21 protein-coding genes and 1 pseudogene are annotated in these 24998 nt (G+C 72.4%); 9 read left to right on the top strand and 13 right to left on the bottom strand.

Annotation, left to right across the window (positions count from 1 at the left end; all coding sequences use genetic code 11):
• Window positions 1–2: 2 nt before the first annotated feature.
• Entirely contained in the window at window positions 3–659 is a 657-nt protein-coding gene (locus ACFZDE_RS02120; RefSeq protein WP_391196567.1) for a methyltransferase domain-containing protein, read from the bottom strand.
• Window positions 660–792: 133 nt separating this feature from the next.
• On the opposite strand from ACFZDE_RS02120, the gene ACFZDE_RS02115 reads away from it, so the two are divergent.
• Window positions 793–1494, top strand: a complete 702-nt coding sequence (locus tag ACFZDE_RS02115; protein WP_390991110.1) for a phosphatase PAP2 family protein — start codon at window positions 793–795, stop codon at window positions 1492–1494.
• Window positions 1495–1501: 7 nt separating this feature from the next.
• Here ACFZDE_RS02115 and ACFZDE_RS02110 read toward each other — a convergent pair.
• From ACFZDE_RS02110 to ACFZDE_RS02075, 8 genes and pseudogenes are all read right to left on the bottom strand, one after another.
• A pseudogene (locus ACFZDE_RS02110) lies at window positions 1502–1714 on the bottom strand (phospholipase A2); the annotation flags it as partial.
• Window positions 1715–1777: 63 nt separating this feature from the next.
• Complete coding sequence (locus tag ACFZDE_RS02105; protein WP_390991112.1) at window positions 1778–2371, bottom strand: hypothetical protein; 594 nt, start codon at window positions 2369–2371, stop codon at window positions 1778–1780.
• A gap of 5 nt (window positions 2372–2376) precedes the next feature.
• Window positions 2377–3237 (bottom strand): ABC transporter permease subunit, encoded by an 861-nt coding sequence (locus tag ACFZDE_RS02100; protein WP_390991115.1) that lies wholly within the window; start codon window positions 3235–3237, stop codon window positions 2377–2379.
• On the bottom strand, window positions 3234–4172 hold the full coding sequence (locus ACFZDE_RS02095) for an ABC transporter permease subunit (protein WP_390991117.1): 939 nt from the start codon (window positions 4170–4172) through the stop codon (window positions 3234–3236). The genes ACFZDE_RS02100 and ACFZDE_RS02095 overlap by 4 nt, the downstream gene beginning before the upstream one ends.
• Window positions 4169–5452, bottom strand: a complete 1284-nt coding sequence (locus ACFZDE_RS02090) for an extracellular solute-binding protein (RefSeq protein ID WP_391196564.1) — start codon at window positions 5450–5452, stop codon at window positions 4169–4171. Before ACFZDE_RS02090 ends, ACFZDE_RS02095 begins: the two co-directional genes overlap by 4 nt.
• A gap of 60 nt (window positions 5453–5512) precedes the next feature.
• On the bottom strand, window positions 5513–6277 hold the full coding sequence (locus ACFZDE_RS02085; RefSeq protein WP_391196561.1) for a cupin: 765 nt from the start codon (window positions 6275–6277) through the stop codon (window positions 5513–5515).
• Window positions 6271–7194: a DUF6807 family protein gene (locus ACFZDE_RS02080; RefSeq protein ID WP_391196560.1), complete on the bottom strand. Its 924-nt coding sequence runs from the start codon at window positions 7192–7194 to the stop codon at window positions 6271–6273. The genes ACFZDE_RS02085 and ACFZDE_RS02080 overlap by 7 nt, the downstream gene beginning before the upstream one ends.
• Window positions 7191–8315, bottom strand: a complete 1125-nt coding sequence (locus tag ACFZDE_RS02075) for a Gfo/Idh/MocA family oxidoreductase (protein ID WP_391196557.1) — start codon at window positions 8313–8315, stop codon at window positions 7191–7193. Before ACFZDE_RS02075 ends, ACFZDE_RS02080 begins: the two co-directional genes overlap by 4 nt.
• 345 nt (window positions 8316–8660) lie before the next feature.
• Between ACFZDE_RS02075 and ACFZDE_RS02070 the strand changes: the two genes are divergently transcribed.
• Complete coding sequence (locus ACFZDE_RS02070) at window positions 8661–9548, top strand: DUF4436 family protein (RefSeq protein ID WP_391196555.1); 888 nt, start codon at window positions 8661–8663, stop codon at window positions 9546–9548.
• A gap of 92 nt (window positions 9549–9640) precedes the next feature.
• Here ACFZDE_RS02070 and ACFZDE_RS02065 read toward each other — a convergent pair whose 3' ends face one another.
• The 3 genes from ACFZDE_RS02065 to ACFZDE_RS02055 form a co-directional block, all read right to left on the bottom strand.
• Window positions 9641–10132 (bottom strand): hemerythrin domain-containing protein, encoded by a 492-nt coding sequence (locus tag ACFZDE_RS02065; RefSeq protein ID WP_391196552.1) that lies wholly within the window; start codon window positions 10130–10132, stop codon window positions 9641–9643.
• A 107-nt stretch (window positions 10133–10239) separates the two neighbouring features.
• Window positions 10240–10410: a DUF5670 family protein gene (locus ACFZDE_RS02060; protein WP_031139394.1), complete on the bottom strand. Its 171-nt coding sequence runs from the start codon at window positions 10408–10410 to the stop codon at window positions 10240–10242.
• 197 nt (window positions 10411–10607) lie between these two features.
• A complete protein-coding gene (locus ACFZDE_RS02055) occupies window positions 10608–12506 on the bottom strand; it encodes an NAD-binding lipoprotein (protein WP_391196549.1) in 1899 nt (632 codons plus the stop codon).
• A gap of 289 nt (window positions 12507–12795) precedes the next feature.
• Here ACFZDE_RS02055 and ACFZDE_RS02050 point away from each other — a divergent pair, with 289 nt between their 5' ends.
• The 7 genes from ACFZDE_RS02050 to ACFZDE_RS02020 all read left to right on the top strand — a co-directional run bounded on the left by ACFZDE_RS02050 (window position 12796) and on the right by ACFZDE_RS02020 (window position 22765).
• Window positions 12796–14808 (top strand): FAD-dependent oxidoreductase, encoded by a 2013-nt coding sequence (locus ACFZDE_RS02050; RefSeq protein ID WP_391196547.1) that lies wholly within the window; start codon window positions 12796–12798, stop codon window positions 14806–14808.
• A gap of 208 nt (window positions 14809–15016) precedes the next feature.
• A complete protein-coding gene (locus ACFZDE_RS02045; protein ID WP_390992313.1) occupies window positions 15017–16000 on the top strand; it encodes a tripartite tricarboxylate transporter substrate-binding protein in 984 nt (327 codons plus the stop codon).
• Window positions 15997–16536 carry a tripartite tricarboxylate transporter TctB family protein gene (locus ACFZDE_RS02040; protein WP_391196545.1) on the top strand — a complete coding sequence of 180 codons (540 nt, stop codon included), beginning with the start codon at window positions 15997–15999 and terminating at the stop codon, window positions 16534–16536. Before ACFZDE_RS02045 ends, ACFZDE_RS02040 begins: the two co-directional genes overlap by 4 nt.
• Window position 16537: 1 nt before the next feature.
• Window positions 16538–18034 (top strand): tripartite tricarboxylate transporter permease, encoded by a 1497-nt coding sequence (locus ACFZDE_RS02035; RefSeq protein ID WP_390991144.1) that lies wholly within the window; start codon window positions 16538–16540, stop codon window positions 18032–18034.
• A gap of 247 nt (window positions 18035–18281) precedes the next feature.
• A complete protein-coding gene (locus ACFZDE_RS02030) occupies window positions 18282–19391 on the top strand; it encodes a GDSL-type esterase/lipase family protein (RefSeq protein ID WP_390991147.1) in 1110 nt (369 codons plus the stop codon).
• A gap of 410 nt (window positions 19392–19801) precedes the next feature.
• Window positions 19802–21442 (top strand): cellulase family glycosylhydrolase, encoded by a 1641-nt coding sequence (locus ACFZDE_RS02025; RefSeq protein ID WP_391196543.1) that lies wholly within the window; start codon window positions 19802–19804, stop codon window positions 21440–21442.
• Window positions 21443–21649: 207 nt separating this feature from the next.
• Window positions 21650–22765, top strand: coding sequence for an acyltransferase family protein (locus tag ACFZDE_RS02020; protein WP_391196540.1), 1116 nt, complete (start codon window positions 21650–21652; stop codon window positions 22763–22765).
• Window positions 22766–22819: 54 nt separating this feature from the next.
• Here ACFZDE_RS02020 and ACFZDE_RS02015 read toward each other — a convergent pair whose 3' ends face one another.
• The gene (locus ACFZDE_RS02015; RefSeq protein ID WP_391197427.1) at window positions 22820–24925 is read right to left on the bottom strand and encodes an alpha-galactosidase; all 2106 of its coding nucleotides are present in this window, start codon (window positions 24923–24925) and stop codon (window positions 22820–22822) included.
• Window positions 24926–24998: the final 73 nt, after the last annotated feature.

Here is a 24998-nt window from a genome sequence, read left to right as displayed (position 1 = left end):
GCTCAGGGGTGGCGCCATACCAGCGTGTAGCGCCAGAACAGCCGGCGCCGCAGGCGCGCGCCGGGGAGGACGGTCCGCGCCTCGCGCGCGATCTCGGTGAAGGTCAGGTCCGCCGGGCGGGTGCGGGCCGTCATCGAGACCGGGCGCGGGGCCGTACGGCCCCGGTGCTTCAGCAACGCCATGACGATGTTGAGCGGGATCGACGCGACGCCGAGCAGGTGGTCGACGGGCGTCCGCGCCCTGGCCACACCGACGATCACCAGGGTGCCGCCGGGGGCCAGACGGTCCCGGAAGGTCTCGAGAGCCCGGGTGAACGGCAGGTGATGGACGACGGCGACACAGGTGATGACGTCGTACGACCGATCCCCGAGCCCGGTCAGCGCGTCGGCCACCGTATACGTCACCGGGGCCGCCGCGGGCGTCAGCCGGTGCGCCCGGGCCGTGATCTCCGGGTCGGCGTCGATGCCGTGCGTGCGCCCCGCCCGGCCGGCCAGCAGGCGCGCCAGGTCTCCGCTGCCGCAACCCACGTCCAGGGCACTGCCCACCCGCTCGGGGAGCTGCCGCAGGATCCAGCGGTGGAAGTGGGCGTTGTGGTCCCAGGGGCGGGCGGCGTGGAAACGGTCCAGGGCGCGCAGGGCACGGTGGGGCGGGAGTGACATGCGGTCAGTGTCGCGGCTCACCGGGGTGGGTGTCCGCCGTCCGGGCACTCGGGAGGTACCGGCTCGCAGGGGCGCCGAGCGTGCGCCGGGCGTGAGCCGGTACCTTGCTGGAAGCCACTGCGGGGAGAAGCACATGACCGATCCGAGGACCACGAACGCGGACGCCCCCCGTCCGCTCCAGCACACCGGGGACTCCGCGGGCGGACCCCGCCGCCTTCTGAACGCCGTGTTCGGCGATCTCAGGGCCGTGGACGGCGCCCTGTACGCGGCGGTGGCCGCCACCCCCACGCCGACCCTGGACCGCACGCTGCGCCATCTGTCGCACGCGGCCGACCACTCCAAGATCTCGTTCGGCATCGCCGCCGCCCTGGCGCTGGCGGGGAAGCGCCCCCGCCGGGCCGCGATCGCCGGTGTCGGCGCGATCGCCGTGGCATCGGCCTCCGCCAACCTCCTCGGCAAGCGGCTGGTGCGCCGGGCGCGGCCCGACCGCGAGGCCGCCCGGGTGACGGTGGACCGGCACGTCAGGATGCCGACCTCGGCGTCGTTCCCGTCCGGGCACACCGCGTCGGCCGTCGCCTTCGCCACAGCGGTCGGCGTGGTGCTGCCCCCGGCGGCGGTCCCGCTCGGGGCGCTGGCCGGCGCCGTCGGCTACTCGCGCGTCCACACGGGCGTGCACTACCCGGGCGACGTGGCGGCGGGCGCGGTCCTCGGCATCGCGAGCGCGGCGGCGGCCCTGGCGGCAGCGGCGGCCACACCCTCGGCGCGGACGCAGGCCCTGCTCGCGGCTGCCCGTTCCTGGCCGCGGATCGGCATCGCCGGGGCCCTGCGCCGGTGACGAACCGTCAGCCGAAGGCCCGCACGGCCTGGTAGTACGTCCGGGCCGTGCTGGTGCAGGAGGTCTTCGTGCCGCCGCCGCAGGCCGCGCAGACCCTCTTGAGGTCCTCGTAGCAGGCGCTGTCGAGCCGGGACTTGCTGGCGCTGAAGGTGTCGGCCGCCTTGTAGTCGTAGCCGAAGTCGTGACGGGCGCAGGACATCGCGAAGAGGAAGCCGAACGGGTAGGTGACCATCCCGTCCCCGTGATCACACCTGATGAGACGCAACAGCTGCTGAGCTTCCGGCTATTGGGTGACGACGGAGGCGGACCTGCGCACGTCGACGGCCGTCAGTGCCAAGGCCAGCGGTCCCGGGACGAGGAAGGCCAGCGGCAGCAGCATCCAGGCGCACAGCGCGGCCGTCGCCACGGCGAGCAGGACCAGGCCGCTGCCGCCCACGTCCGCCACCGCGTCCCGCCCGGCCGCGCGCACCGCCGCACGCCAGTCGGTGAGCGACTCCGGGCGCGCACAGGCCCGCAGGCCGACCAGCGCCGCGCACCCACCGATCACCCCGGCCGCCACCGCGAACAGCGGCGCCCCCGGCAACCCGGCCCGGGCCAGCGCCAGATCCGCGGCGAGCAGCAGCAGCCCCGCGAGGGCGACGGCACCCGCCACCAGGTCACCCGCCCGCAACCGCCGCCGCAGCAGGGCGACGTAGCGACCGGCGGTGACGGGACGGTCCTGTCCGGCACCGCGCAGGACGGCGCACGCCGTGGACAGCGCGGCCGGCATCGTGACCAGGGGCACGCAGGCCGCCGCGGTGACGAGCCCGACGCTCAGCACGTCGGCGAAGAGGGTCATGCGCGGGCCGAACACCTCGCCCGCCTCGCGCGTGGGCATCCCGCTCACCCCTTGACCCCGGAGCTGGCCATGCCCTCCACCAGGAACCGCTGGAAGGCGAGGAAGAACAGCACGATCGGCAGCAGCGCGATCACGGACAGGGCGAACATCGGGCCGAACGCGGAGGTGCTGGAGGCGTCCACGAAGGAGCGCAGCGCCAGGGTGAGGGTGAACTTGTCCGGGTCGAAAAGGTAGATGAGCTGGGTGAAGAAGTCGTTCCAGGTCCAGATGAACGTGAAGATGGCGGTGGTGATCAGGGCCGGCCGGGTGAGCGGCAGGACGACCTGGAAGAAGCTGCGGAAGGGTCCGCAGCCGTCGATGCGGGCGGCCTCCTCCAGCTCGCGGGGCAGGCCGCGCATGAACTGCACGATGAGGAAGACGAAGAACGCCTCGGTGGCGAGGAACTTCGGCAGGATCAGCGGCCAGTAGGTGTTCACCAGGCCGAGCTGGTTGAAGATGATGTACTGCGGGATCAGCACCGCGTGGTGCGGCAGCATGATCGTGGCGATCATGAAGGCGAACAGGGGTCCGCGCAGGCGGAACCTGAGCCGGGCGAAGGCGTAGGCGGCGAGGGAGCAGCTGAAGACGTTGCCGAGGACCGCGCCGCCCGCGATCAGCAGGGAGTTGCCGAGCAGCCGCCAGATGGAGACGTCGTTGACGCCGTCCAGGGCGGTTGTGTAGTTGGACCACTCCAGGTGGCCGGGCAGCAGGTCGAGGCTGGCGATGACCTCGTCGGCGGGTTTCAGCGAGGTGGCGAGCAGCCAGGCCAGGGGGTACAGCATGACCAGCAGGGCGGCCAGGCAGCCCATGTGCAGGGCGACGCGCCCCCACCGCGCGGGCTTGTGGGCGACAGTCGTAGAGGTCACCGGTCCCCCTCGGAGGCGTAGAAGACCCAGGAGCGCGAGGTGCGGAACAGCACCGCCGTGACGACGCCGATCACGAGGAGCAGCACCCAGGCCATGGCGGAGGCGTAGCCCATGTGGGAGGCAACGAAGCCGCGGTCGTACAGGTACATGGTGTAGACGAGGGTCGAGTCGGCCGGTCCGCCCTTGCCCGCGCTGACCGCGAAGGCCGGAGTGAACACCTGGAAGGCCTGAATGGTCTGGAGGACCAGGTTGAAGAACAGCACCGGGGACAGCATCGGTACGGTGACGGACAGGAACTGCCGCCATTTTCCGGCCCCGTCGACCGCCGCCGCCTCGTAGAGCTCGGCGGGGATCTGCTGGAGCCCGGCGAGGAAGATGACCATCGGGGCGCCGAACTGCCACACCGTCAGCAGGGCGACGGCCAGCAGCGCCCAGCCGGGCTTGTTGACCCAGCCGCCGGTGCCGAGCAGGTGGTCGACCGTGCCGCCGTCGTTGAAGATCGCCCGCCAGACCAGCGCGATGGACATCGACGCGCCGAGCAGGGAGGGCGCGTAGAACGCGGAGCGGTAGAAGCCCTTGCCGCGCTTCATGCCCTTCAGGGCGAGGGCGACGACGAGGGCCAGAGCGAGTTGCAGGGGCACGGCGATGACGACGTACGTCAGGGTCGTCACCACCGAGCGCCAGTAGCGCGGGTCCTCGGTGAACATCTGGACGTAGTTGCGCAGGCCGACCCACTGCGGCGGGTTGAACAGGTCGTAGTCGGTGAACGACAGGTACAGCGACACGGCCATCGGCAGCAGGGTCAGGACGATCGCGCCGAGCACCCAGGGTGAGAGGAACACCCAGGCGGCGCCCTCTCGTTCGCGCTTGGGGCGGCGCTTCGGGGCCGCGGCGGGGGCGCGCCCGGCCTGCGGGGGGATCGCGGTGGTGGTCATGACCTCAGCTCCGCCTTCGCCTCGGTGACGTAGTTCTCGGCCGCTTCGCGGGGCGACATGCGCGCGTAGGACACCTGGTCGTAGTCGCGCTGGAAGGTGCTCTGGAGGGCGTTGTCGCCGGAGGGCGGGGCGTGGGGCGGGTCGTTGAGTGTGCCCTCCAGGGACGCCTGGAAGTCGGCGATGGTCCTGTCGAAGTCCTTGAGCCGCGGGCCGATCTCGGCGCGGATCGTCTCGTTGACGGGGATGCCGCGGCTCGCGCCGAGGATCTTCGCGGCCTCCGGGTCGTTGATCATGAAGTCGACGAGCCGGGCCGCCTCCTTCGGGTGGCCGGTGCCGGCCGAGACGCCCAGGAACATGGACGGCTTGAAGTACTGGCCGGGTGTGCCGTCCTCGCCGGACGGCATCGGGGCGAGGGCGACGCCGGTGGGGATCAGCGCGAGGAAGCCGCTGGCCGGGGCGTCCCAGTTGGCGTCGGTGACGGAATTGCCGCGCCCCAGTGGGGTGTTCTCGACGGAGCCGTCGAGCTGGGTGGTCTGCTCGGCGGGCGAGACCGCGCCCTCGCGGCGCAGCTCGTCGGTGAAGGTCCACCAGCGGGTGAGGTCGCCGGCGGTGAAGCCGAGCCCGCCGTCCTCGGTGTAGAGGGTCTTGCCCTGGCCGCGGAGCCAGACCTCGAAGGCGTCCTCGCTCTGTCCGGGGTCGGTCGCCCCGGGCTTGCCGGTCTTCTTGGCCAGGGCCCGCATGGTGTCGGCCCATTGGCTCCAGGTCCAGCTCCTGCCGGGCAGCGGGACGCCCGACTTCTTCCAGGTCTGGACGTCGTAGGCGACGGTCTCGGTGCCGCGGCCCTGCGGGATCGCGTACTGCGCGTCGTCGACGCGGCCGGTGGCGAGCAGGCCCGGGTCGATCTCGGCGGTGCGCAGGACGGACTTCTGTCGCGCCAGGTCCAGCAGGACGCCGCCGGAGGCGTACTGGTCGATCTGGCGGTAGTCCAGCTGCATGACGTCCGGGGCGTCGCCCCCGGCGGCCTGGGTGGCGAGCTTCTGCTTGTAGGCGTCGTAGCCGGAGAACGACGTCGACACGTCGATGTCCGGGTGCTGTTTCTCGAAGAGCGCGACGGCCTGCTCAGTGCGTTCCGCGCGGTCGGGGTTGCCCCACCACGTGTAGCGCAGCACGACCTTGCCGCCTCCTGCGGACTCCCCGGGTCCTCCGCAACCGGCCAGCACGGCGCACAGTGCCAGTGCGGCGGCCGACGCGCGGAAGCCCTTCGTCCTGTGTCCGGGCATGCCGAGGTCACTCCTCTCCTCGGAGATTGGCTGAGACCCCCCGGTCCCCCCGTGTCGGCGCTACTCCTCCTGGTACGGCAGCGTGGTGCCCGGCAGCGTGTACTCGTCGCGCCGGCCGCACATGCCGAAGCCGCCGAGCCGGGTGGGCGCGGCCTCGTGGGCGGTGGCCTCACCGAGGTAGCCCGGGTCACCGGCGGCCAGGGCGTCGAGCTGGGCGCCGGTGCGTTCCGCGGTGGCCAGGGCGCCCTCCCGCCACAGCTTCCGCCAGGTGGGAACCTTGTCGCGGACGATCCGGGCGGCGGCCCGCTGGAACTCCAGGTACGGGCCGTTGTCCCCGGCCACGAGGGCCTCGCGCAGCCCGAGGTAGCCCTCGACGGCGAGGTCCCTGCGGCGCCGGGCGGCCGACGCCGTCTCCGGTCCGGTGCCGGGCGGCAGGGCAGCGGCGGCGGCGTAGCGGGCGGGGTCGGCGAGCACCTCGGGCGGGAAGGTGAAGACGGCGTCCCCGGCCTCGGGCAGGCCGCTGTTCTGCATCAGCACGGTGATGCGCAGATCGCCGCCCTGCACCATGCGGTGCACGGTGCCCGGCGAGAACCAGGCGATCGAGCCGGCCTCCAGGGGGATGTCCCGGTAGCCGTCGGGGCTCAGCGTCTGGACCGCGCCCCGGCCGCCGGTGACGACGTACGCCTCCGTGCACACCAGGTGCAGGTGCGGGCTGCCGCCGCAGACGCCGTCGGCGGCCTCCCAGTCGTAGGCGCTGAGGTGGGACAGGCCGATGGCGCCGGGCAGGGGGTGCGCGAGGCCCGCCGGTTTCGGTTCGCTCACCACGGCAGGCCCTCCAGGTGGGTGCCGACCCGGTCGCGGTCCCAGGCGCCGTCGGCGACGACGATGCGGTACCGGTAGCCGAAGGACTCCCCCGGCGGCAGCTCGAACTCCTCGAAGAACGCCCAGGAGAACGCGACCGTCGGGAAGGGCTCGGAGCGGACGAACCAGTGCGACTCGTGGATCGCGGACGTCCTGTCGAGGTTCTCGGGGGCGTGCGCGAAGACGAGGGTGGAGTGGCCGTCGACGTCGTCGTGCTCGGTGGTGACGGCGAGCCAGGGGCCCTGGGTGCCCATCAGTTTGCCCGCGTCGGCGTCGGTGTCCGGGGCGAGGACCGTGCCGCCGGTGAAGTCGCGCGGGCCGCGCCACTGGAGTCCGGTGTAGCCGGCCATGTCACGGCCGGCGGTGGTCGGGGAGCCGAAGGCCAGGGGTTCGGAACGGGTGTTGGTGAGGCGGATCGACCAGTCCAGCGCCCAGGAACCGGACTCCTCGTCCACCGAGTGGACCGTCAGGCCGCGCACCTCACGCGCCCACTCCTCGCCGCCGTTCTCGATCCAGGTGAGGTTCTCGGTGAAGGCGAGGCGGTCGTCCTCGACGGTGAAGTCGGCGAAGCCGTCGTGCCGCATCGAGCCGACGCGCTCGGGCAGCGGGAGGTAGCCCTGGCCGTGGACGTAGCAGTTGCCGCCCCAGAAGTTCTGGCCGGACAGATGGCTGGCGGTCATCTGCAGGCCCTTGTGCCAGCGGTGGTCGCTCGGGCGGTAGCCGGTGACCGTGCGGCCCGAGAGGGTGCGCACGGGGTGGGCGTAGGGCTTGCGGGACTCGAAGGGGTCCGGGTCGGGGCGGTAGACGTAGCGGAGGATCTCCGTGCCGCCTGCGGTGACGGCGATGTCCTCGCCGTGCGTGTGGGTGACGCGGATGGTCATGCGCGCTCCTTGGGGGCCCAGTCGGGGTACTCGCCGTGCATGGCCTCGTAGAAGGGGTCGCCGGGGCCGATCTCACCCGCGCGCACCGAGCGGCCGGTGAACGCCGCCTTGTACAGGGCGGCGGCGAACTCCAGGGTGGCGCGGGCGTCGTGGCCGCTGCCGGGGGGCCGGGTGCCGGTGTCGTAGGCGTCGAGGAGCGCGCCCAGCTGGGCGGTGTGCGAGCTGGGCACGTCGGCGGCGGGGGTGCGCCAGGCGGTGGCGCGTTGGGAGGCGACGTGCGGGGCCGGGGTGTAGGCCCAGCTGTCGTTGCTGTGGCCGTACAGATGGGTGAGCTCGACGGTGGCGTCCGCGCAGTCGATGCGGATACGGCTCACCTCGTCCGGCGAGAGCACACTGTTGACGACGGTGGCGAGGGCACCGCTGCGGAACCGGACCAGGGCGGTGGAGACGTCCTCGCTCTCGGTGTCGTGGACCAGGCGTGCGGCCATCGCGCTGATCTCGTCCCACTCACCGAGCAGGTGCAGCATCAGGTCGTACTGGTGGATGCCGTGGCCCATGGTGGGGCCACCGCCCTCGCTGGCCCACTTCCCGCGCCAGGGCACGGCGTAGTACGCGGCGTCCCGGTGCCAGGTGGTCTGGCAGTGCGCGACCAGCGGGGCGCCGAGCTCGCCGCTGGTGATCAGCTCGCGGGCGTGCACCGCGCCGGATCCGTAGCGGTGCTGGAAGACGACGGCCGCGTAGGCGCCGGAGGCCTCCTCGGCGGCGGCGATCTCGTCGTACTCGGCGAGCGACAGGGTCAGCGGCTTCTCGCAGAGCACCCAGGCGCCCGCCTTCAGCGCGGCCACCGTCTGGTCCCGGTGCAGGGAGGGCGGCGTGCCGATGAGGACGAGGTCGGGGCGTACGGCGTCCAGCATCGCGTCCACCGAGGTGAACCCGGCGACCTGGGCGCCGGCCAGCTCGCGGAAGGCGTCGAGACGGGCCTGGTCCACGTCGACGGCGGCCACCAGTTCCACCCGGTCGGAGTGGGCCCGCAGGGCGGACAGATGACTGCCACTGACGATCGCGCCGGTGCCGACGACGGCCACGCGGCGGCGGGCGGGGGACCCTGGGGTCACGGACATGCGGCGCTCCTCGGACAACCAGCGGACACACGCTTTGGAAAGCGCTTGCACTCGGAAGGGACCCTAGGCGCGAGAGAATGTCTGGACAACCCCCCTGCAGCGACCTGCACAAGGTCTGCCCGAGCATTTGCACAGCTTGAGGCAGAGTTTCGGGTTGTTGCCCCCGCCATGGAAATGGCGTTCCCCGCCTCCGCACTGCGCGGCGCGCGGGGAGCGGCAGCGCCGTCGATCCGCCGCCTGCGCGAAGGAGCACCGTGCAGCACTTACAGTGGCTGCCTGTGATCGGAGGGTGATCCCGCCGGGCGGGACGAGCCCCGTCGCCGCGCCCACCTCATCGGAGTCGCCATGGCCCCGCCCGTCCCCGCTCCCCGGCCGCGTCGCTCCGGGCCGTCCGTGCTGCTGGTCCTGATCCCCCTCGCGGTGCTGATCCTGGTGGCGGTGTCGGTGGGGTCGTGGTTGCAGTTCACCGAGCGGGAGGCGAAGGACACGGTGCACACGGTCGGGTCCCGGGCCGCCGACCGGGTGGACGTGGAGGCCACCGTCCAGAGCGTCGACGCCGCGGCCGGAGAGCTCGTGCTGCGCGTCCGGGCCCACCCGCGCGGGGCTCTCGGCGAGGAGGACGGCACCGCCCCGGTGGCCGACCTCAGCCTCCAGACGTCCGTGGCGACCCTCAGCGACCTGGCGTTCGCGGCGCACGAGCGGCTCGCGCCCAAGGACGTACGGGTCGCGATCACGGGGGGATCGATCAGCGACTACCCGTTCGACACCTATGACACCGACATCGAGTTCTGGGCCGTGCTGGGCGGTGAACCGGTGCCGGTGCGGATGCTCTTCTCCAACGCCGACACGCTCTTCTCCGTCGAGGTGACGCCCCCGCCCGCGGGGCAGGAGGCCGTGGTGGCGCTGCGGCTGTCCCGCTCGGGCAGCCTGCTCACCTTCGCGGTCTTCATGATGGTCGCCATGTGGGCGCTGGCGTCGTCCGTACTCCTGGGCGCCTGGTACCTGACGACCCGCCGCCAGGGGCTGGTCTGGCCCGCCCTCGCCTGGATGGCCGCCACGCTGTTCGCGCTCGCGGCGTTCCGCAACACCGCGCCCGGCACGCCCCCGATCGGCTGCGTGATGGACTGGTTCGCCTTCTTCTGGGCCGAGGCCGTCATCGCCGTGTGCCTGATCATCGTGGTCACCTTCGGTATCCGGACCGCGTTGCGCGCGGCGGACACGCCACCCGCCTGAGGGCCGCGCCGGATCCGGGCTCCTGGCAGCACGAAGCCGGCCCCGGTGGTCACCGCGCAGGGGCGGGGACCACCGGGGCCGGCCCGGCCGAGTCAGGACTCGACGAGCTTGCGCACGTTCTCCACGGAACCGCACCCGGCCTTCAGATGCCGCTCCCGCTCCCGCAGAAACGCCACGCCGAGCTCCTCACGGCGCTCCATCGCCACGTTCTCGCGGGCGCCGTTGAGGATGGTGCGCTCCTCCTCGTCGGCGTGGTGGGTGACGGCCTCCACCAGCTCCTCGAGCTTCGAGTCCCAGGCGTCGGAGCCGACCTCCTCGACCTCGAGGAGCTCCAGGAGGGCCTCGTTGCCCTCGTCGTGCTCGTGCTCGCCGTGTTCGACCTCGTCGTCGTCGATGTTCTTGTACCGCTTGAGCGCCGGATAGACCTCGGCCTCCTCGGCCTGCGCGTGTGCGATCAGCAGATCGGCGAACTCCCGCAGCGCACCCGCCCGGTCGTCCTCGACGCTCCGCATGCGACGGAAGAGGTCCTCCATGCGCCGGTGATCCTGAAGAATGAGTTCTACGACGTCTTTCGTGTCGGCCATGGAAATGGAACGCCCTTCCCAGAAGAGAATCGGGTCACTTTCGTCTACCCCATTCCTGATGTTCCGCTCGCCATTCCTGATGTTCTGCGCGCCGCGGAATGCCCGGCCTACCAGCGATACCAGCGGCCCCTACGGCCACCACTGTCCGCGCTGCGCAGCACGAAGCCCAGCAGCCACAACACCAGCACGATCACCGCGATCCACCACAGGGCCTTCAGCGCGAATCCCGCACCGAAAAGGACCAGGGCCAGCAGCAGGACGAGAAGCAGGGGAACCATAGTTATCAACCTCCGCTGATCCTGGTGCCCCGCCCATCGGCGAACATACAGGCGAATTCCCGTGTTTCTTCACAAGAATCGCGGGAATGTGCGTCGCTTCGGCGGGGCGAGGTCGCGGCGGGTGGCGGCGGGTGGCGGCGCCTACGGTGCCGGCCACTCAGTCCGTTTGGGTCACTCAGCCCGTGCCGGCCGCTCGATCAATCCGTGCCGACGACGATCACCTCGTCGCCGGCCGCCCAGCGGCGTCGCTCGGCCTTGGGCGGGTTGACCCGCACGCCGTAACCCGGGCTCGTGGCGGCGTCGTCGTGGCTCCGGTAGCCGATGGCGCATTCACCACGCCCTCGTGCCGCGGCCACGACGGTGGCGAAGGCCGTCTCGCACCCGGGCAGCACATAGTCGCCGGCCGGCCTGAGGCGGATGCCGGTGCCGTCGGCGGAGAACAGCTCCTCGAACACGGCCGCGAGGTGCCGGTTCTGCGAGATCTGCGCCATGAGCAGGCCGATGAGCTTGCCACTGATGATCACGTCGGCTCCGGGTCCGAGGGGTGCCAGGGCCCGGTTGCGGTCGTCGACCAGCTCGGTGACGACGGGGAGTTCACGCCCGGAGAGTTCCTCCAGCTGCCGCAGCAACAGCAGGGTGACGAGCGTGCGGTTGTCGGGGTCGTCCGGCGGCCGGCCGGGAGCACGGTCCTCACCCACGACGATCACGCTGTCGTAGGAACGCACGTCCAGACGCCGCAGGGTCTCGGGGCGGGTGACGTCGCCCTGGTGGAGGGTGAGGGTCAGTCCGGCGCCGTCGGGCGCGTCCGAGTCGCCCACCTGCCCCGCCGTCCCTTCGCCGCCGTCCGCCACCACGTCGACGACCGAGCCGGGCCGGGCACGACGGCGCAGCTGGTCGACCATGAGCGGCGCCCGGCGGTTCCAGCCCAGCAGGAGGACCCGCTCCGGCCGCGCGGGCGTCGCGGGCCCGGAGGCCATCGCCGCCTTCTCGACCCACTGCCCGCACTCCCCCGGCCAGGCGGTGTCGTCGTCACGGGAGATGACGATGAGCGCATCGTCCTCGACGACGGTCGTCTGCGGCGGCGGGTTGAGCAGCGGAGCGCCGCCGCGCACCAGCCCCACGACGCTGGACGTCGGATAGGACAGCAGCACGTCGCCGAACGGGCGGCCCGCCAGGGAGGCTTCGCGGACCAGGTAGAACTCGTCGCCGGCGAAGTCGAGCAACTCCTGGTGGACGAGGGAGAGGCCCGGGCCGCGGGCGGCCTGGACGATCAGCCGGGCCGTGACGGTGTCGCTCTCCAGGACGACGCCTTCCGGGCCCGCCGCGAGGCCGGCGGCCAGCCGGTAGCGGTCGTCCCGGACGGCCGCGACGACGGGTGGAGGGTTCTTCACTCCGGCCAGGGCGGCCCGCAACGCCAGCAGCGTCTTGACGACCTCGGCATCGGCGTCGGGCTCGTCACGGGGCAGGACCAGCACGACACCGGCCGTCGCCGGACTGGCCAGGGTCAGCACGGCCGGGTCGGTGGTGGGGCCGCTGCGGCAGATCAGACGCGTCCGGCCGAGCGGGCCCACCTTCGTGCCGAGGGCCTCCTCCATGGCGGTCTTGTCGCGGTCGGCCAGCACCGCCACCGCCGCGCGCCGCTGGTTGGCGTTGGCGGCCACCAGCTCGCTCACCACCGTGAACACCTGCTCCGACCACCCCAGGACCACCACATGTCCCTGCTCCAGCACGGTCGACCTGCCGCGCCGCAGGGCGGTGAGCCGCTCGGTGAGCGCCGTCGTGATCAGGCCGACCAGGGTCGAGACGTACAACAACGCGACCAGGGCGAGCAGGACCGACATCGTCACGCGCAGCGGCGTGCCCGTCGTGCCGCCCAGCCGCAGGGTCTGCCCGGTGAGGAGCCACACCTGCGCCAGCCGGTCCGGCAGGGCCTTCGGCGCGTCCGGGTCGGTCCACACCACCAGCGCGCTGGCCGGGACGACGACGGCCAGACACAGCAGTGCCATCCAGCCGACCAGGGCGGAGGCACCGCGGGCCAGCGTGCTGTCGAACCAGTAGCGGGCCCGCTCGCCCCACGGGGTGCGCCGCTGTGCCACCCTTCCCCCTCCGTCGCCCCGGTCTCTCGCGCGGCCGGTCGACGCCGCGTGCGTGGTGCGCCGCGCGGGGCGGCCGGAGCGCACGGTTGTGAATACGCACGTCGCAGTGTGGAGCCTCGTCCCCGCCGGTGGACGCGGTTCGCCGCGCATTCATTCGTTCGGGTTCGCCGCGCCTGCCGTGGACGGCATGTCCCTTGCGACGTGCGGGTTTTGGCCCGGATTCGCTCCTTGGGGGCAACGCCCGGGCGAACGGCGGCGCCCCGCCACGGCCGCCGCTACAAAGATCGCCATGACTGATGATCATGAGGTGACGCGCCCGGACGGCGGACTCTCCCGGCGGGGATTCGCGGCGGTGGCCGGTACGGCCACCGTGGCCACGGCCCTGACCGGCGGTACCGCCACGGCCCTGCCCGCGCCGGCCGCGCCGTCGGCCCCGGCCGCCCCCGGCGGCAGCCGCGGCGCGGACTTCGACACCTGCCTCGCCGTCGCCCGTGCCCTGCTCGTTCTGGACTCCGACGACCGCCCCCTCGTCCCGCTGTATGAGCGCGTCCTGCGGGACGGGCTGCCGGCCCGCAAAGCACGCCCCAAGGACGTCCTGGTCATCGGGGCCGGCCCGGCGGGGCTGGTGGCCGCCTGGCTGCTGAAGAAGGCGGGCCACCGGGTGACGGTCCTGGAGGCCAACGGCAACCGGGCGGGCGGCCGCGTCAAGACCTTCCGCAAGGGCGGCCACGAAGGCGCCGAGCAGCCCTTCGCCGATCCCGCCCAGTACGCCGAGGCCGGTGCGATGCGCATCCCCGGCAGTCATCCGCTGGTGATGGAGCTCATCGACCGGTTCGACCTCAAGAAGCGGCGCTTCCACTACGTCGACGTGGACGCCGAGGGACGTCCCGCCGCCCGCACCTGGATCCACGTCAACGGCATCCGCGTGCGGCGCGCCGACTACGCCCGCGCGCCCCGGCGCGTCAACCGGTCCTTCGGCGTCCCGAAGGCCCACTGGGACACCCCCGCCGCCGCCATCCTGCGCGCCGCGCTGGACCCCGTGCGCGACGAGTTCAGCCAGGTCGGCAAGGACGGCAAGCGGGTCGACAAACCGCTGCCGGAGCGGCTGCGGGGCTGGGCCCGGGTGGTGAAGCGGTTCGGCGACTGGTCGATGTTCCGCTTCCTCACCGAGCACGCCGGTCTGGACGAGCGGACCGTCGATCTGATCGGCACCCTGGAGAACCTCACCTCACGTCTCCCGCTGTCCTTCATCCACAGCTTCATCGGCTCCTCCCTCATCAGCCCCGACACGCCCTTCTACGAGCTGGAGGGCGGTACGGCCGTGCTGCCCGACGCCCTGCTCGAACGCGTGCGCAAGGAGGTGCGGTTCGACCGCCGGGTGACCCGCGTCCAGTACCACCACCCCGGCCGGGCGGCCCCGGCAGGGGGGCATGTGCGGAGCAAGGGCCCGCACGTATGGGTGGACACCGTGTCGGAGGGCCGCGACGGCCCGGTCGTCCGCGAGCAGTTCACCGCCGACGTCGCCGTCGTCACGGTGCCCTTCTCCGGGCTGCGCCACGTGCAGCTCGACCCGCCCCTGTCCTACGGCAAGCGCCGCGCGGTCTGCGAACTGCACTACGACAGCGCGACCAAGGTGCTGCTGGAGTTCAGCCGCCGCTGGTGGGAGTTCGACGAGGACGACTGGAAGCGCGAGCTGAACGCCGTGGACCCGGGTCTGTACGACGCCTACCGCTCGGGCCGCGACCCCGCAGACGGCAGCCTGCTGGGCGCGCACCCCTCCGTGCCCGCCGGGCACATCACGGCGGCTCAGCGCACCCACTACGCCGCCAACCGCGCGATCGGCCGTGATCAGCCCGAGGCGGCCGGTGTCGTGGGCGGCGGCTCGCTGTCGGACAACGCCAACCGTTTCATGTTCAACCCCTCCCATCCGGTCCCGGGCAGCGCCGGGGGTGTGGTCCTCGCCTCCTACAGCTGGGCCGACGACGCCCTGCGCTGGGACTCCCTGGACGACGAGGCGCGGTATCCGCACGCGTTGTGCGGGCTCCAGCAGGTCTACGGCCGGCGCATCGAGGTGTTCTACACCGGCGCGGGGCGTACCCAGAGCTGGCTGCGCGACCCGTACGCCTATGGGGAGGCGTCCGTGCTCCTGCCCGGGCAGCACACGGAGTTGCTGCCCGTCATCCCGGAGCGGGAGGGGCCCCTGCACTTCGCGGGGGACCACACGTCCGTCAAACCGGCGTGGATCGAGGGAGCCCTGGAGTCGGCCGTGCGGGCCGCCCTGGAGGTCCACACGGACCGCTGACCGTTGACCGAGGGGCCCCGGCGCGTTCACGCCGGGGCCCTTCGCGCGTTCGTCCTCGCGGCGCTTTCGGCGACCGCAAAGACCAAAACCTCCGTTGGTTCCGCAAGGCAGACAGTGCGGCGGAGCACGGGCACGATGTGGCCCACCTCACCCTCCCCCACAGGGCCCTTCCCTACCCGCATCGACGTACCGACAGGTGGTGGCACTCGTGCGCCTGCGCACTCCCCTCGCCCTGCTCGGGGCCGCCGTGCTCGTGCTCGTCGGACCACCGCTGCTGACCACCGGCGGCGGCTCCGAGACCGGCACACAGATCCCGGGCCTGCGTTTCATGGTCCCCAACACGCCGGGCGGCGGCTACGACATCACGGCCCGCACGGCCGCGAAGAACGCCGAGGACGCCGGACTGACCCACAACATCGAGGTGTTCAACCTGCCCGGCGCCGGCGGCACCGTGGGTCTGAGCCGGCTGGTGAGCGAGCACGGCAACGGCAAGCTCGCCATGTCCATGGGCCTCGGGGTCGTGGGCGCCGTGCGTTCCAACGACGCGCCGAAGACGCTCGCGGACACCACGCCGATCGCCCGGCTCACCGAGGAGCAGGACGTGGTGGTCGTGGCGAAGGACTCGCCGTACAAGACGATCGACGACCTGATCGGCGCCTGGAAGGAGAACCCGGGCAAGCTCCCGGTGGGCGGCGGCTCGTCGCCCGGCGGGCCCGACCACCTCGCGCCGATGCTGATGGCCCGGGCCGCCGGGATCCCCCCGAAGCAGGTCAACTACATCCCCTTCGACGGCGGCGGCGAGCTGCTCGCCTCGATCCTCGGCAACAAGGTCGCCTTCGGTGTCTCCGGGGTCGGCGAATACCTGGACCAGATCAAGGCGGGCGAGCTGCGCCTGCTGGCGGTGACCGGCCCGGAACGCGTCGACGGCCTGGACGCCCCCACGCTGAAGGAGGCGGGCTACGACGTGAACTTCACCAACTGGCGCGGCATCGTCGCCCCGCCCGGCCTGAACGACGCCGAGCGCGACAAGCTCGTGAAGCTGGTCGAGGAACTCCACGCCTCCGACGAGTGGCGCACCTCCATGAAGCAGAACGGCTGGGACGACGCCTTCCTCACCGGTGACAAGTTCGGCGCGTTCCTCGACGCCGAGGACAAGCGCGTGGTTTCGGTGCTGAAGGAGCTGGGACTGTGACGACCCGAACCGACCTCCCCCCGGCCGAGACCGGCGGCGAACGGCGCTCGTGGCTGCGCGAGCACTCCGAACTCGGCGTCTGCGCCCTGCTGCTGGCCCTCGGCGTCCTCGTCCTGACCGACGCGCTCACCATGGACGTCGACATCGCCCAGCGCGGCCCGGTCGGCCCGAAGACCGTGCCGATCGTGGTCGGCGCCGGACTGCTGGTCATCGCCGCGCTGCTGGCCCTGGACGTGCTGCGCGGCGGCCGGGGCCAGGCCGAGGGCGGTGAGGACATCGACCTGTCCGAGCCCGCCGACTGGCGCACGGTGCTGCTGCTCGCCGGGGTGTTCCTCGGCGCGGCCGTCCTGATCGAGCCGCTCGGCTTCCCCGTCGCGGGCGCGCTGCTGTTCTGGGGCGCCGCGTTCGCGCTCGGCAGCCGCAGGCCCGACCGCGATCCGCTCATCGCGGCCGGGCTGTCCCTGGTCACCTACACCGTCTTCAACAACCTGCTCGGAGTGCCCCTGCCCGGTGGTCCGCTGATGGGAGTGCTGTGACATGGATGCCTTCAACTCCCTTCTGGACGGCTTCGGTACGGCGCTGACGCCGATCAACCTCCTGTGGGCCGTGATCGGTGTGCTGCTCGGCACGGCGATCGGGGTGCTGCCCGGTATCGGCCCGGCGATGGCGGTCGCACTGCTGCTGCCGGTGACGTACGGACTCGACCCGATCGGCGCGTTCATCATGTTCGCCGGTATCTACTACGGCGCGATGTTCGGCGGCTCGACCACCTCCATCCTGCTCAACACACCCGGTGAGAGCGCGGCGGTGGTGGCGGCCATGGAGGGCAACCCCATGGCCAAGTCCGGGCGCGGCGCCCAGGCCCTCGCGGCGGCCGCCGTCGGGCACTTCGCGGGCGGTCTGATCGGCACGCTGCTGCTGGTGGCGCTCGCGCCGACGGTCGCGAAACTGGCCGTGGACATCGGCGCTCCGGACTACTTCGCCATCATGGTGCTGGCGTTCATCGCGGTGACCTCGGTGCTGGGCTCCTCCCGCATCCGGGGCCTCGCCTCCCTGCTGATCGGCCTCACCCTGGGCCTGGTGGGTCTGGACCAGATGACCGGCCAGCAGCGGCTGACGTTCGGCTCGCTGCAACTGGCCGACGGCATCGACGTGGTGATCGTCGCGGTCGGTCTCTTCGCGATCGGCGAGGCCCTGTGGGTGGCGGCCCATCTGCGGCGCAGGCCGCCGGAGCCGATCCCGGTGGGGCGTCCGTGGCTGGGGCGCGACGATGTGAACCGGACCTGGAAGTCCTGGCTGCGCGGCCCGTTCATCGGCTTCCCGTTCGGCGCGATCCCGGCCGGCGGCGCGGAGATCCCCACCTTCCTGTCGTACGTCACGGAGAAGCGCCTGTCGAAGCACAAGGACGAGTGGGGCAAGGGCGCCATCGAGGGCGTGGCGGGCCCGGAGTCGGCGGCGTCGGCCTCGGCGGCGGGCACGCTGGTGTCGATGCTGACCCTGGGCCTGCCGACCACGGCGGTGGCGGCCGTGATGCTGGCCGCCTTCCAGCAGTACGGCATCCAGCCGGGTCCGCTGCTCTTCGAGCGTGAACCGGACCTGGTGTGGGGCCTGATCGCCTCGCTCTTCGTCGGTATGGTGCTGCTGCTCGCGCTGAACCTGCCGCTGGCGCCGGTGTGGGCGAAGCTGCTGCGCATCCCGCGGCCGTACCTGTACGCCGGGATCATGTTCTTCGCGGCGGTCGGCGCGTACGCGGTCGGCGGTGAGGTGATCGACCTGGTGATCCTGCTGATCATCGGTCTGATCGGTTTCGGCATGCGGCGCTACGGGCTGCCGGTGCTGCCCGCCGTGATCGGGGTGATCCTCGGGCCGAACGCCGAGCAGCAGTTGCGGCGGGCCCTGCAGATCAGCGACGGCAGTGTCACCGGGCTGGTCAACACGCCGTTCGCGGTGACCGTGTACGCGGTGATCGTGCTGCTGCTGGTGTGGCCGCTGCTGCGGAAGGCGGTGACGCGGGGCCGCGCCGGGGCGGCCTGACCCGGTCTTCGCGGCACCCGCTCCCGGGTGCCGTCCCGGGAAACGGATCTCCACCCCACCGGACACGGCGACCCGCACGCGCGTACCTGAACCTCGCGCGTGCGGGTCGTCGTTCACGTCCGGGTCGGCGCTGAGCACGACGAGGGTCACCAGGAGGCGGGTGCCGCCCTCCCTCTTGACGCGTCAATGACAACGATGGCTTGATGTGATGGGAGCGCTCCCACCACCTTCACGGGAAGGGACCACCATGCCCAGAACCCCCCACTCGTCCCCGCACTTACGCGTGATGTCCGTTCTCGGCCTCCTGACCGCCCTGCTCCTCCCCCTCGGCATGACGTTCGCACCCCGGGCGACAGCCGCCCCCACCGCCGACCCCGTGCGTGTCATGCCGCTCGGCGACTCGATCACCGGATCGCCGGGCTGCTGGCGAGCCGTGCTGTGGAACCGGCTGATCGACAGCGGGTACGAGGACATCGACTTCGTCGGCACCCTCCCCCCTCAGGGCTGCGGGCAGGCCCACGACGGGGACAACGAGGGGCACGGCGGCGAGCTGGTCACCAACGTGGCGGATCAGAACCTGCTGCCCGGCAGGCTCGCCGCGACACGTCCGGACATCGTTGTCATGCACTTCGGCACGAACGACGTCTGGAGCAGCATCCCTCCCGACCGCATCCTCGCCGCGTACACCACCCTCGTGGGCCAGATGAGGGCCTCGAATCCGGACATGCGGATCCTCGTGGCGCAGCTGATCCCCCTGGAGCCGAGCAGTTGCGCGGCCTGTGCGCAGCGGGCCGTCGACTTCAACGCGCGGATTCCCGGGTGGGCCCGGGCCACCGGCACCGAGCGCTCCCCCGTCACCGTGGTCGACCAGTGGACCGGTTTCAGCACGGCCTCCGACACCTACGACGGTGTGCACCCCAACGCCTCCGGCGACGCCAAGATCGCCGCCCGCTGGTTCCCGCCCCTGGCGGCGGCCCTCGACGCCGGTGTACCGCCGGGCCCGGGCGGTCCGGGCGACCCGGGCGGGGATCCCGTCGCGTGCACCGCGCGCTTCCGGGCCGTCTCGTCCTGGCAGGGCGGCTACCAGGGCGAGGTGACGGTGACGAACACCTCGGCCTCTTCGGTCCCGGGGTGGACGGCGACGGTCGTACCGGCGAACGGCGCACGCCTCACCCAGGTCTGGAACGGCGCCATCAGCACGGCAGCCGACGGTACGGCCACCGTCACGAACGTGGCGTGGAACGGCACGTTGGCTCCCGGCGCGAGCGCCACATTCGGTTTCGTCGCCTCCGCCCCGGCAACGGCCGGCCCCCCGGCGGCGACTGTCACCTGCGCGGGGAAGCCACCGGCCGGGTGACGAACGGGCCGGGGCGGCGGGGCATGGGCACCGGGCCCGACCGCTCCGGACCGACCGCACCGGGTCCGACCTGCACCGGGCCCGACCGGCATCGGGCTTGTCGGCATCGGGCTTGTCGGCATCGGGCTTGTCGGCATCGGGCTTGTCGGCATCGGGCTTGTCGGCATCGGGCTTGTCGGCATCGGGCCGTCCGTACCAGGCCCCACCCGTACCAGGCCTCTCCGCGCCGGACCCGACCGCAGCGGGCCCGACCGCACCGCCCCCGACCACGCCAGACCCCCTAGCACCCCACCCGATCCGACCGCACCGCACCGCACCCAACGGCAGAACCCCGACCGCACCCGCCCCCCTTCAACACGACAGCGCGACCGGCACCGTGCCCCACCCGACCCCCACTTCTGGAGCCCCTCATGAGACTCCGCCCCATACCCACCGCCGTACGCCCGGCCACCGTGGCCGCCGCCCTGTTCGCCCTCCTGTTGTCCCTCCTCGTCCTCACCCCGCCGGCCCAGGCCGCGCCCACCGGCTTCCGGGTGCAGAACGGCCGGCTGCTGGAGGCCAACGGGAACGATTTCGTGATGCGCGGCGTCAACCACGCCCACACCTGGTACCCGGACCGGATCAGCTCCCTGGCCCACATCAAGGCCAAGGGCGCCAACACCGTCCGCGTGGTCCTCGCCAACGGTGACCGCTGGACCCGCAACGGCACCACCGACGTGGCGAACGTCGTCTCGCAGTGCAAGCAGAACCGGCTCATCTGCGTCCTGGAGGTCCACGACACCACCGGCTACGGCGAGCAGAGCGGCGCGACCACCCTGTCCCGTGCGGCCGACTACTGGATCAGCGTGCAGAGCGCCCTGGCCGGCCAGGAGGACTACGTCATCGTCAACATCGGCAACGAGCCGTACGGCAACACCGGCTACACGGCGTGGACGGCCGACACCAAGGCGGCCATCCAGAAGCTGCGGAACGCGGGCGTCGACCACACGCTGATGGTCGACGCCCCCAACTGGGGCCAGGACTGGGCGTTCACCATGCGGGACAACGCCGCGTCCGTCTTCGCCGCCGACCCGGACCGCAACACCGTGTTCTCGATCCACATGTACGGCGTCTTCGACACCGCGGCCGAGATCAACGACTATCTGAACCGGTTCGTCACCGCCAAACTGCCCCTCGTGGTCGGGGAGTTCGGCCACGACCACTCGGACGGCAACCCCGACGAGGACGCCATCCTGGCCGTGTCCCAGCAGCTCCGCCTCGGCTACCTGGGCTGGTCGTGGAGCGGCAACGGCGGCGGGGTCGAGTACCTGGACATGGTCACGAACTTCGACCCGAACCAGCTCACCTCCTGGGGGCAGCGCCTGTTCAACGGCGCGAACGGCATCGCCGCCACCGCCGAGGAAGCCGCGGTCTACTCCGGCACCGGGGGCGGCGACACGACTGCCCCGACCGCTCCCGGCACCCCGGCCGCCTCCGGGGTGACGTCGTCGTCCGCCACCCTGACCTGGGCCGCCTCCACCGACGCGAGCGGCGTCACCGGCTACGACATCGTGCGGGTCAGCGGCGGCACCGAGTCGGCCGTCACCAGCAGCACCCGCACCACCGCCACCCTGACCGGCCTGTCCCCCGCGACGTCCCACACCTTCGCGGTCTACGCCCGTGACGCGGCCGGCAACCGTTCGCCCCGCTCGGGCACGGTGACGTTCACGACCTCGTCGGGCGGCTCGCCGGCGGCCTGCGGTGTCGGTTACCGGGTGACGGGCAGCTGGTCCGGCGGCTTCCAGGGCGAGATCGTGCTGCGCAACACCGGCACGTCGGCGATCAACGGCTGGACGCTGCGCTGGACCTTCCCGGACAGCCAGCGCGTCACCAACCTGTGGGGCGGTACGGCGACGCAGAGCGGCTCCGAGGTGAGCGTCACGGCGGCGACGTACACGGCGACGATCCCGGCGTCCGGTTCGGTCACCCTCGGCTTCACGGCCTCCCGGTCGGCCGCCAACCCCAGCCCGACGGCCTTCACTCTCAACGGCGCCGACTGCTCGGTGAGCTGACCCGGCCGGTGTGACGGTGGCGCCGGCGTGCGACGGCCCGGCGGCGCCACCGCTGCTGTGATCCGCGCCACACCGCACGGGAAAGCGGTTTACGCCGTTCCGCATCGGTCAGGCGGCGGGGATGTCGCACCGGCACCCCACCGCCGTATCTCCGGCAAGACGCGTAGCCGCCCGTCCGGGTTCCCCGCAGCGCGCGCGGGAGGCGGGATGAGCGAGGACACCCTGCGCATCCGCGCGGTCGCGCCGGGCGGAACGGAACGCCAGGCGCCGCCCGCGCCGGAACCGGCCGCGCGGCGGGACGCGTTCTTCGACAACGCCAAGTACCTGGCCATCGTGCTGGTGGCGATCGGGCACTCCTGGGAGCCGCTGCGGGACGGCAGCCGGGCGGCCGGCGCGCTCTACATGGTGGTGTACGCCTTCCACATGCCGGCGTTCATCGTGATCTCCGGCTACTTCTCGCGCTCCTTCGACGCGAGCCCGGGCCGGATCAGGCGTCTGGTCAGCGGGCTCGCGGTGCCGTACGTCGTCTTCGAGACGGCGTACACCCTGTTCACGCGCTGGACCGACCAGGAGCCGGACCGGCCGGTGAGCCTGCTGGACCCCCTCTATCTGACCTGGTTCCTGGCCGCCCTGTTCATCTGGCGGCTGACCACGCCGATCTGGCAGCGCGTGCGGTGGCCGCTGCCGGTCGCACTCGTCATCGCGATGCTGGCGACGCTCTCGCCGTCCATCGGCAACGACCTCGATCTGCAGCGCACACTGCAGTTCCTGCCGTACTTCGTCCTCGGTCTGCTGCTGCGGCCCGACCACTTCCACCTGGTGCGGCGCCGGGCTGCGCGGATCCTCGCAGTGCCGGTGTTCGCGGTTGCGCCGGCCGTGGCCTACTGGGCGGTGCCGCGGATGAGCGGTGCCTGGTTCTACCACCGCGACAGCGCCGCGGAGCTCGACGCGCCCTCCTGGTACGGGCCGGTCATGACGCTGGTGACCTTCGGCTGCTCGATGGTCCTGGTCGCCTGTTTCCTCGCCTGGGTGCCCGGACGCCGCGCCTGGTTCACCGTGCTGGGCGCGGGCACGCTCTACGGCTATCTGCTGCACGGCTTCGTCGCGCAGGGGTCCAAGTTCTGGGGCTGGTACGAGCCGGCGTGGGTGCACCGGCCCCTGGGCGAGATCCTCGTGACGGTCGCCGCCGCGGCGCTCGTGACCGTGCTCTGCACCCCGCCCGTGCGGCGGGTGTTCCGCTGGGTGATGGAGCCCGACATGGCGTGGGCGTTCCGCCGGGACGCGCGCGATCGGGCTCGGGAGCGCAACGCCGTACGGGCGTGAGCGGCTCTTGTCACGGCTCCTGACCGAGCCGCGTACGGGGGCGAGCGGTTCCGGTCACTGCTTCCGGCCGAGCCGGATCAGCAGCACCCCGGGCGTGCGCGGGAGGGAGACCGTCAGCCCCTCCCCGTCCCAGACGGCCCGGCCCGCGTCCGGCGTCGAGGGGTGCAGGACCTCCGTGGGCACGTGCCCGCCCGCCAGGTGCCGGACGGGGATGCGGAGGTGCTCGGGTCCGCCCCGCCGCCAGACGCAGAGGTACGCCGTGTCGTCGCCGGGTGTGCGCAGCCCCAGGGCCAGCCAGTCGTCCGTCCAGCCGGGCAGTCCGAGCGGCCAGAACGGCAGGGCCCGGGCGAGGTCCCCGCGGATCGACTTGTAGACGTCGACGGCGTCCCGGACGAGGGCTCGCTGGTGGTCGGACATGCGGTCCAGGTGCCCGGAGAGGTGAATGCGGCCGAGGAGTGCGCCGCCGAGGGTCCAGGTGATCAGACCGTCGTCGTACTCGGGCTGCGGATAGGCCCAGACGGCGCCCTGCTCGGGCGGGACGGCGGTCGGCGCGGCGGCGGCGATGGGCGGGTAGTTCAGCGGGTCCTGCTGGTCGCTGGTCGACTGGAGCTGGGCGACCGCGAGGGTGGCGCCGTCCATGCGCATCCCGCCCGAGGCGCAGTTCTCGACGACCAGGCCGGGGTGGCGGTCCAGGACCCCGGAGAGCCAGTCGAGGTAGGCCTCGGCGTGACCGAGCAGGCCCGCTCCCGGTGCGAGATCGCCGGGGGCCTGGGTGCCGGGGTCGACGACGATGTTGTAGTCGAGCTTGAGGTAGCCCACGCCCCAGTCGCCCGCGATGCGGTCGACCGTCTTGTCGAGGTGGGCGCGGGCGGCGGGGTGCCGCAGGTCGAGTTGGTGGCGGCCCTGCTCGGTGAGACGTACGCCGTCGCGCTGGAAGAACGCCTCGGGCGGCAGTTCGGCCGCGACGGGGCTGCGCACCCCGACGACCTCCGGCTCCAGCCACAGCCCGGGCACCATCCCGCGCTCCCGGATCCGGTTCAGGACGGCCCGCAGGCCGCCGTCGGGGAAGCGGCGCGGCGAGGGCTGCCAGGCGCCGACGCTGTCCCACCACCCCCGGGTGTCGTCGTCGTACCAGCCGGAGTCGATGCAGAAGTACTCGGCGCCGGCGTCGGCAGCGGCGTCGATCAGGGGCAGCAGCTTGGCCGTGGTGGGGTCGCCCATGAGGGTGTTCATGTAGTCGTTGAACACCACGGGGAGGGCGGTGTGGTCGGGGTGGGGGCGGCGGACGGCCCGGCGGTAGGAGGTGAGGGCGCCGAACGCGGTGTCGAGGTCCGGGCCGAGGGCCAGCACGCCGGGGACGGTGGTGAACTCCTCGCCCGGTGCCAGGCGGATCCGCCACTGGTGCTCCGCGTCCGTGGGGCCGTTCAGCGCCAGGTAGCCGCCGTGGGCGTGTTCGCCGAGGTCCCAGCGCCAGCCGGCCGGGGACTCGACCTGCCACACCCAGGCCCGATCGCCGTCCCGCTCGGTCAGCGCGCCCATGGCGAGATGGCCGTCGGTGGGCCAGCTGCCGCGTCCGGTGAGGGTGAGGGCGGCCCGGCTGTCGTGCTGGTGGACGTCCGTGTGGATGTCGGCGACGGCCGCGCGCAGTGGTTCGGCGTACCAACGGCACTCGGCGAGCCAGTCGTTGCGGGCCCGGTGGACGTCGAGGGCGTCCGGGGCGGGCAGGCCGCCGAGCAGCAGGCTGCTGACGGACTGGACGACCAGGGGTGCGCGGCCGTCGTTGCGGAGCCGGACGCGGGAGCGCAGGACGGGCAGGCCGGTGGGTGACGTCAGCTCGGCGAAGGCCGTCAACCCGGTGCCGGGGTCGTGGAGTTCGACGGTCAGCCGCTCCCAGCCGTCGCGGCTGCTCGTGTGATGGGCACGGTGGGCGAGCCGGTTGCCGAGGGCCGTGCCGGTGAAGCGGGGGCCGGACCAGCCGCTTCCGTGACCGAGGGCGGTGAGCTCCACCAGGGGCAGCGCGGACCGCACCGCGGCCTCGCGGTCGTCGCCGGGGTGCGCCAGCCGGACCAGTCGCGGTGTTGCGTCGGGGGCGACGACGAACCGGGCGTCGAGCGCCTCGTGCCCCCAAGTGAACTCGTGTTGCCGCTGGTTGGAGGCCATGTGCGCCGCATCCGCCGTGCCGGTCAAGGTGCTCCCCCTCCTGACCCCGCCCCGTTGCATGCCAGCGGGGGCC

The organism is Streptomyces sp. NPDC007929, from assembly GCF_042959065.1.
GTDB lineage: Bacteria > Actinomycetota > Actinomycetes > Streptomycetales > Streptomycetaceae > Streptomyces.
The sequence above is the reverse complement of the archived record's forward strand: the minus strand, read 5'-3'. Positions and strand labels throughout refer to the sequence as shown.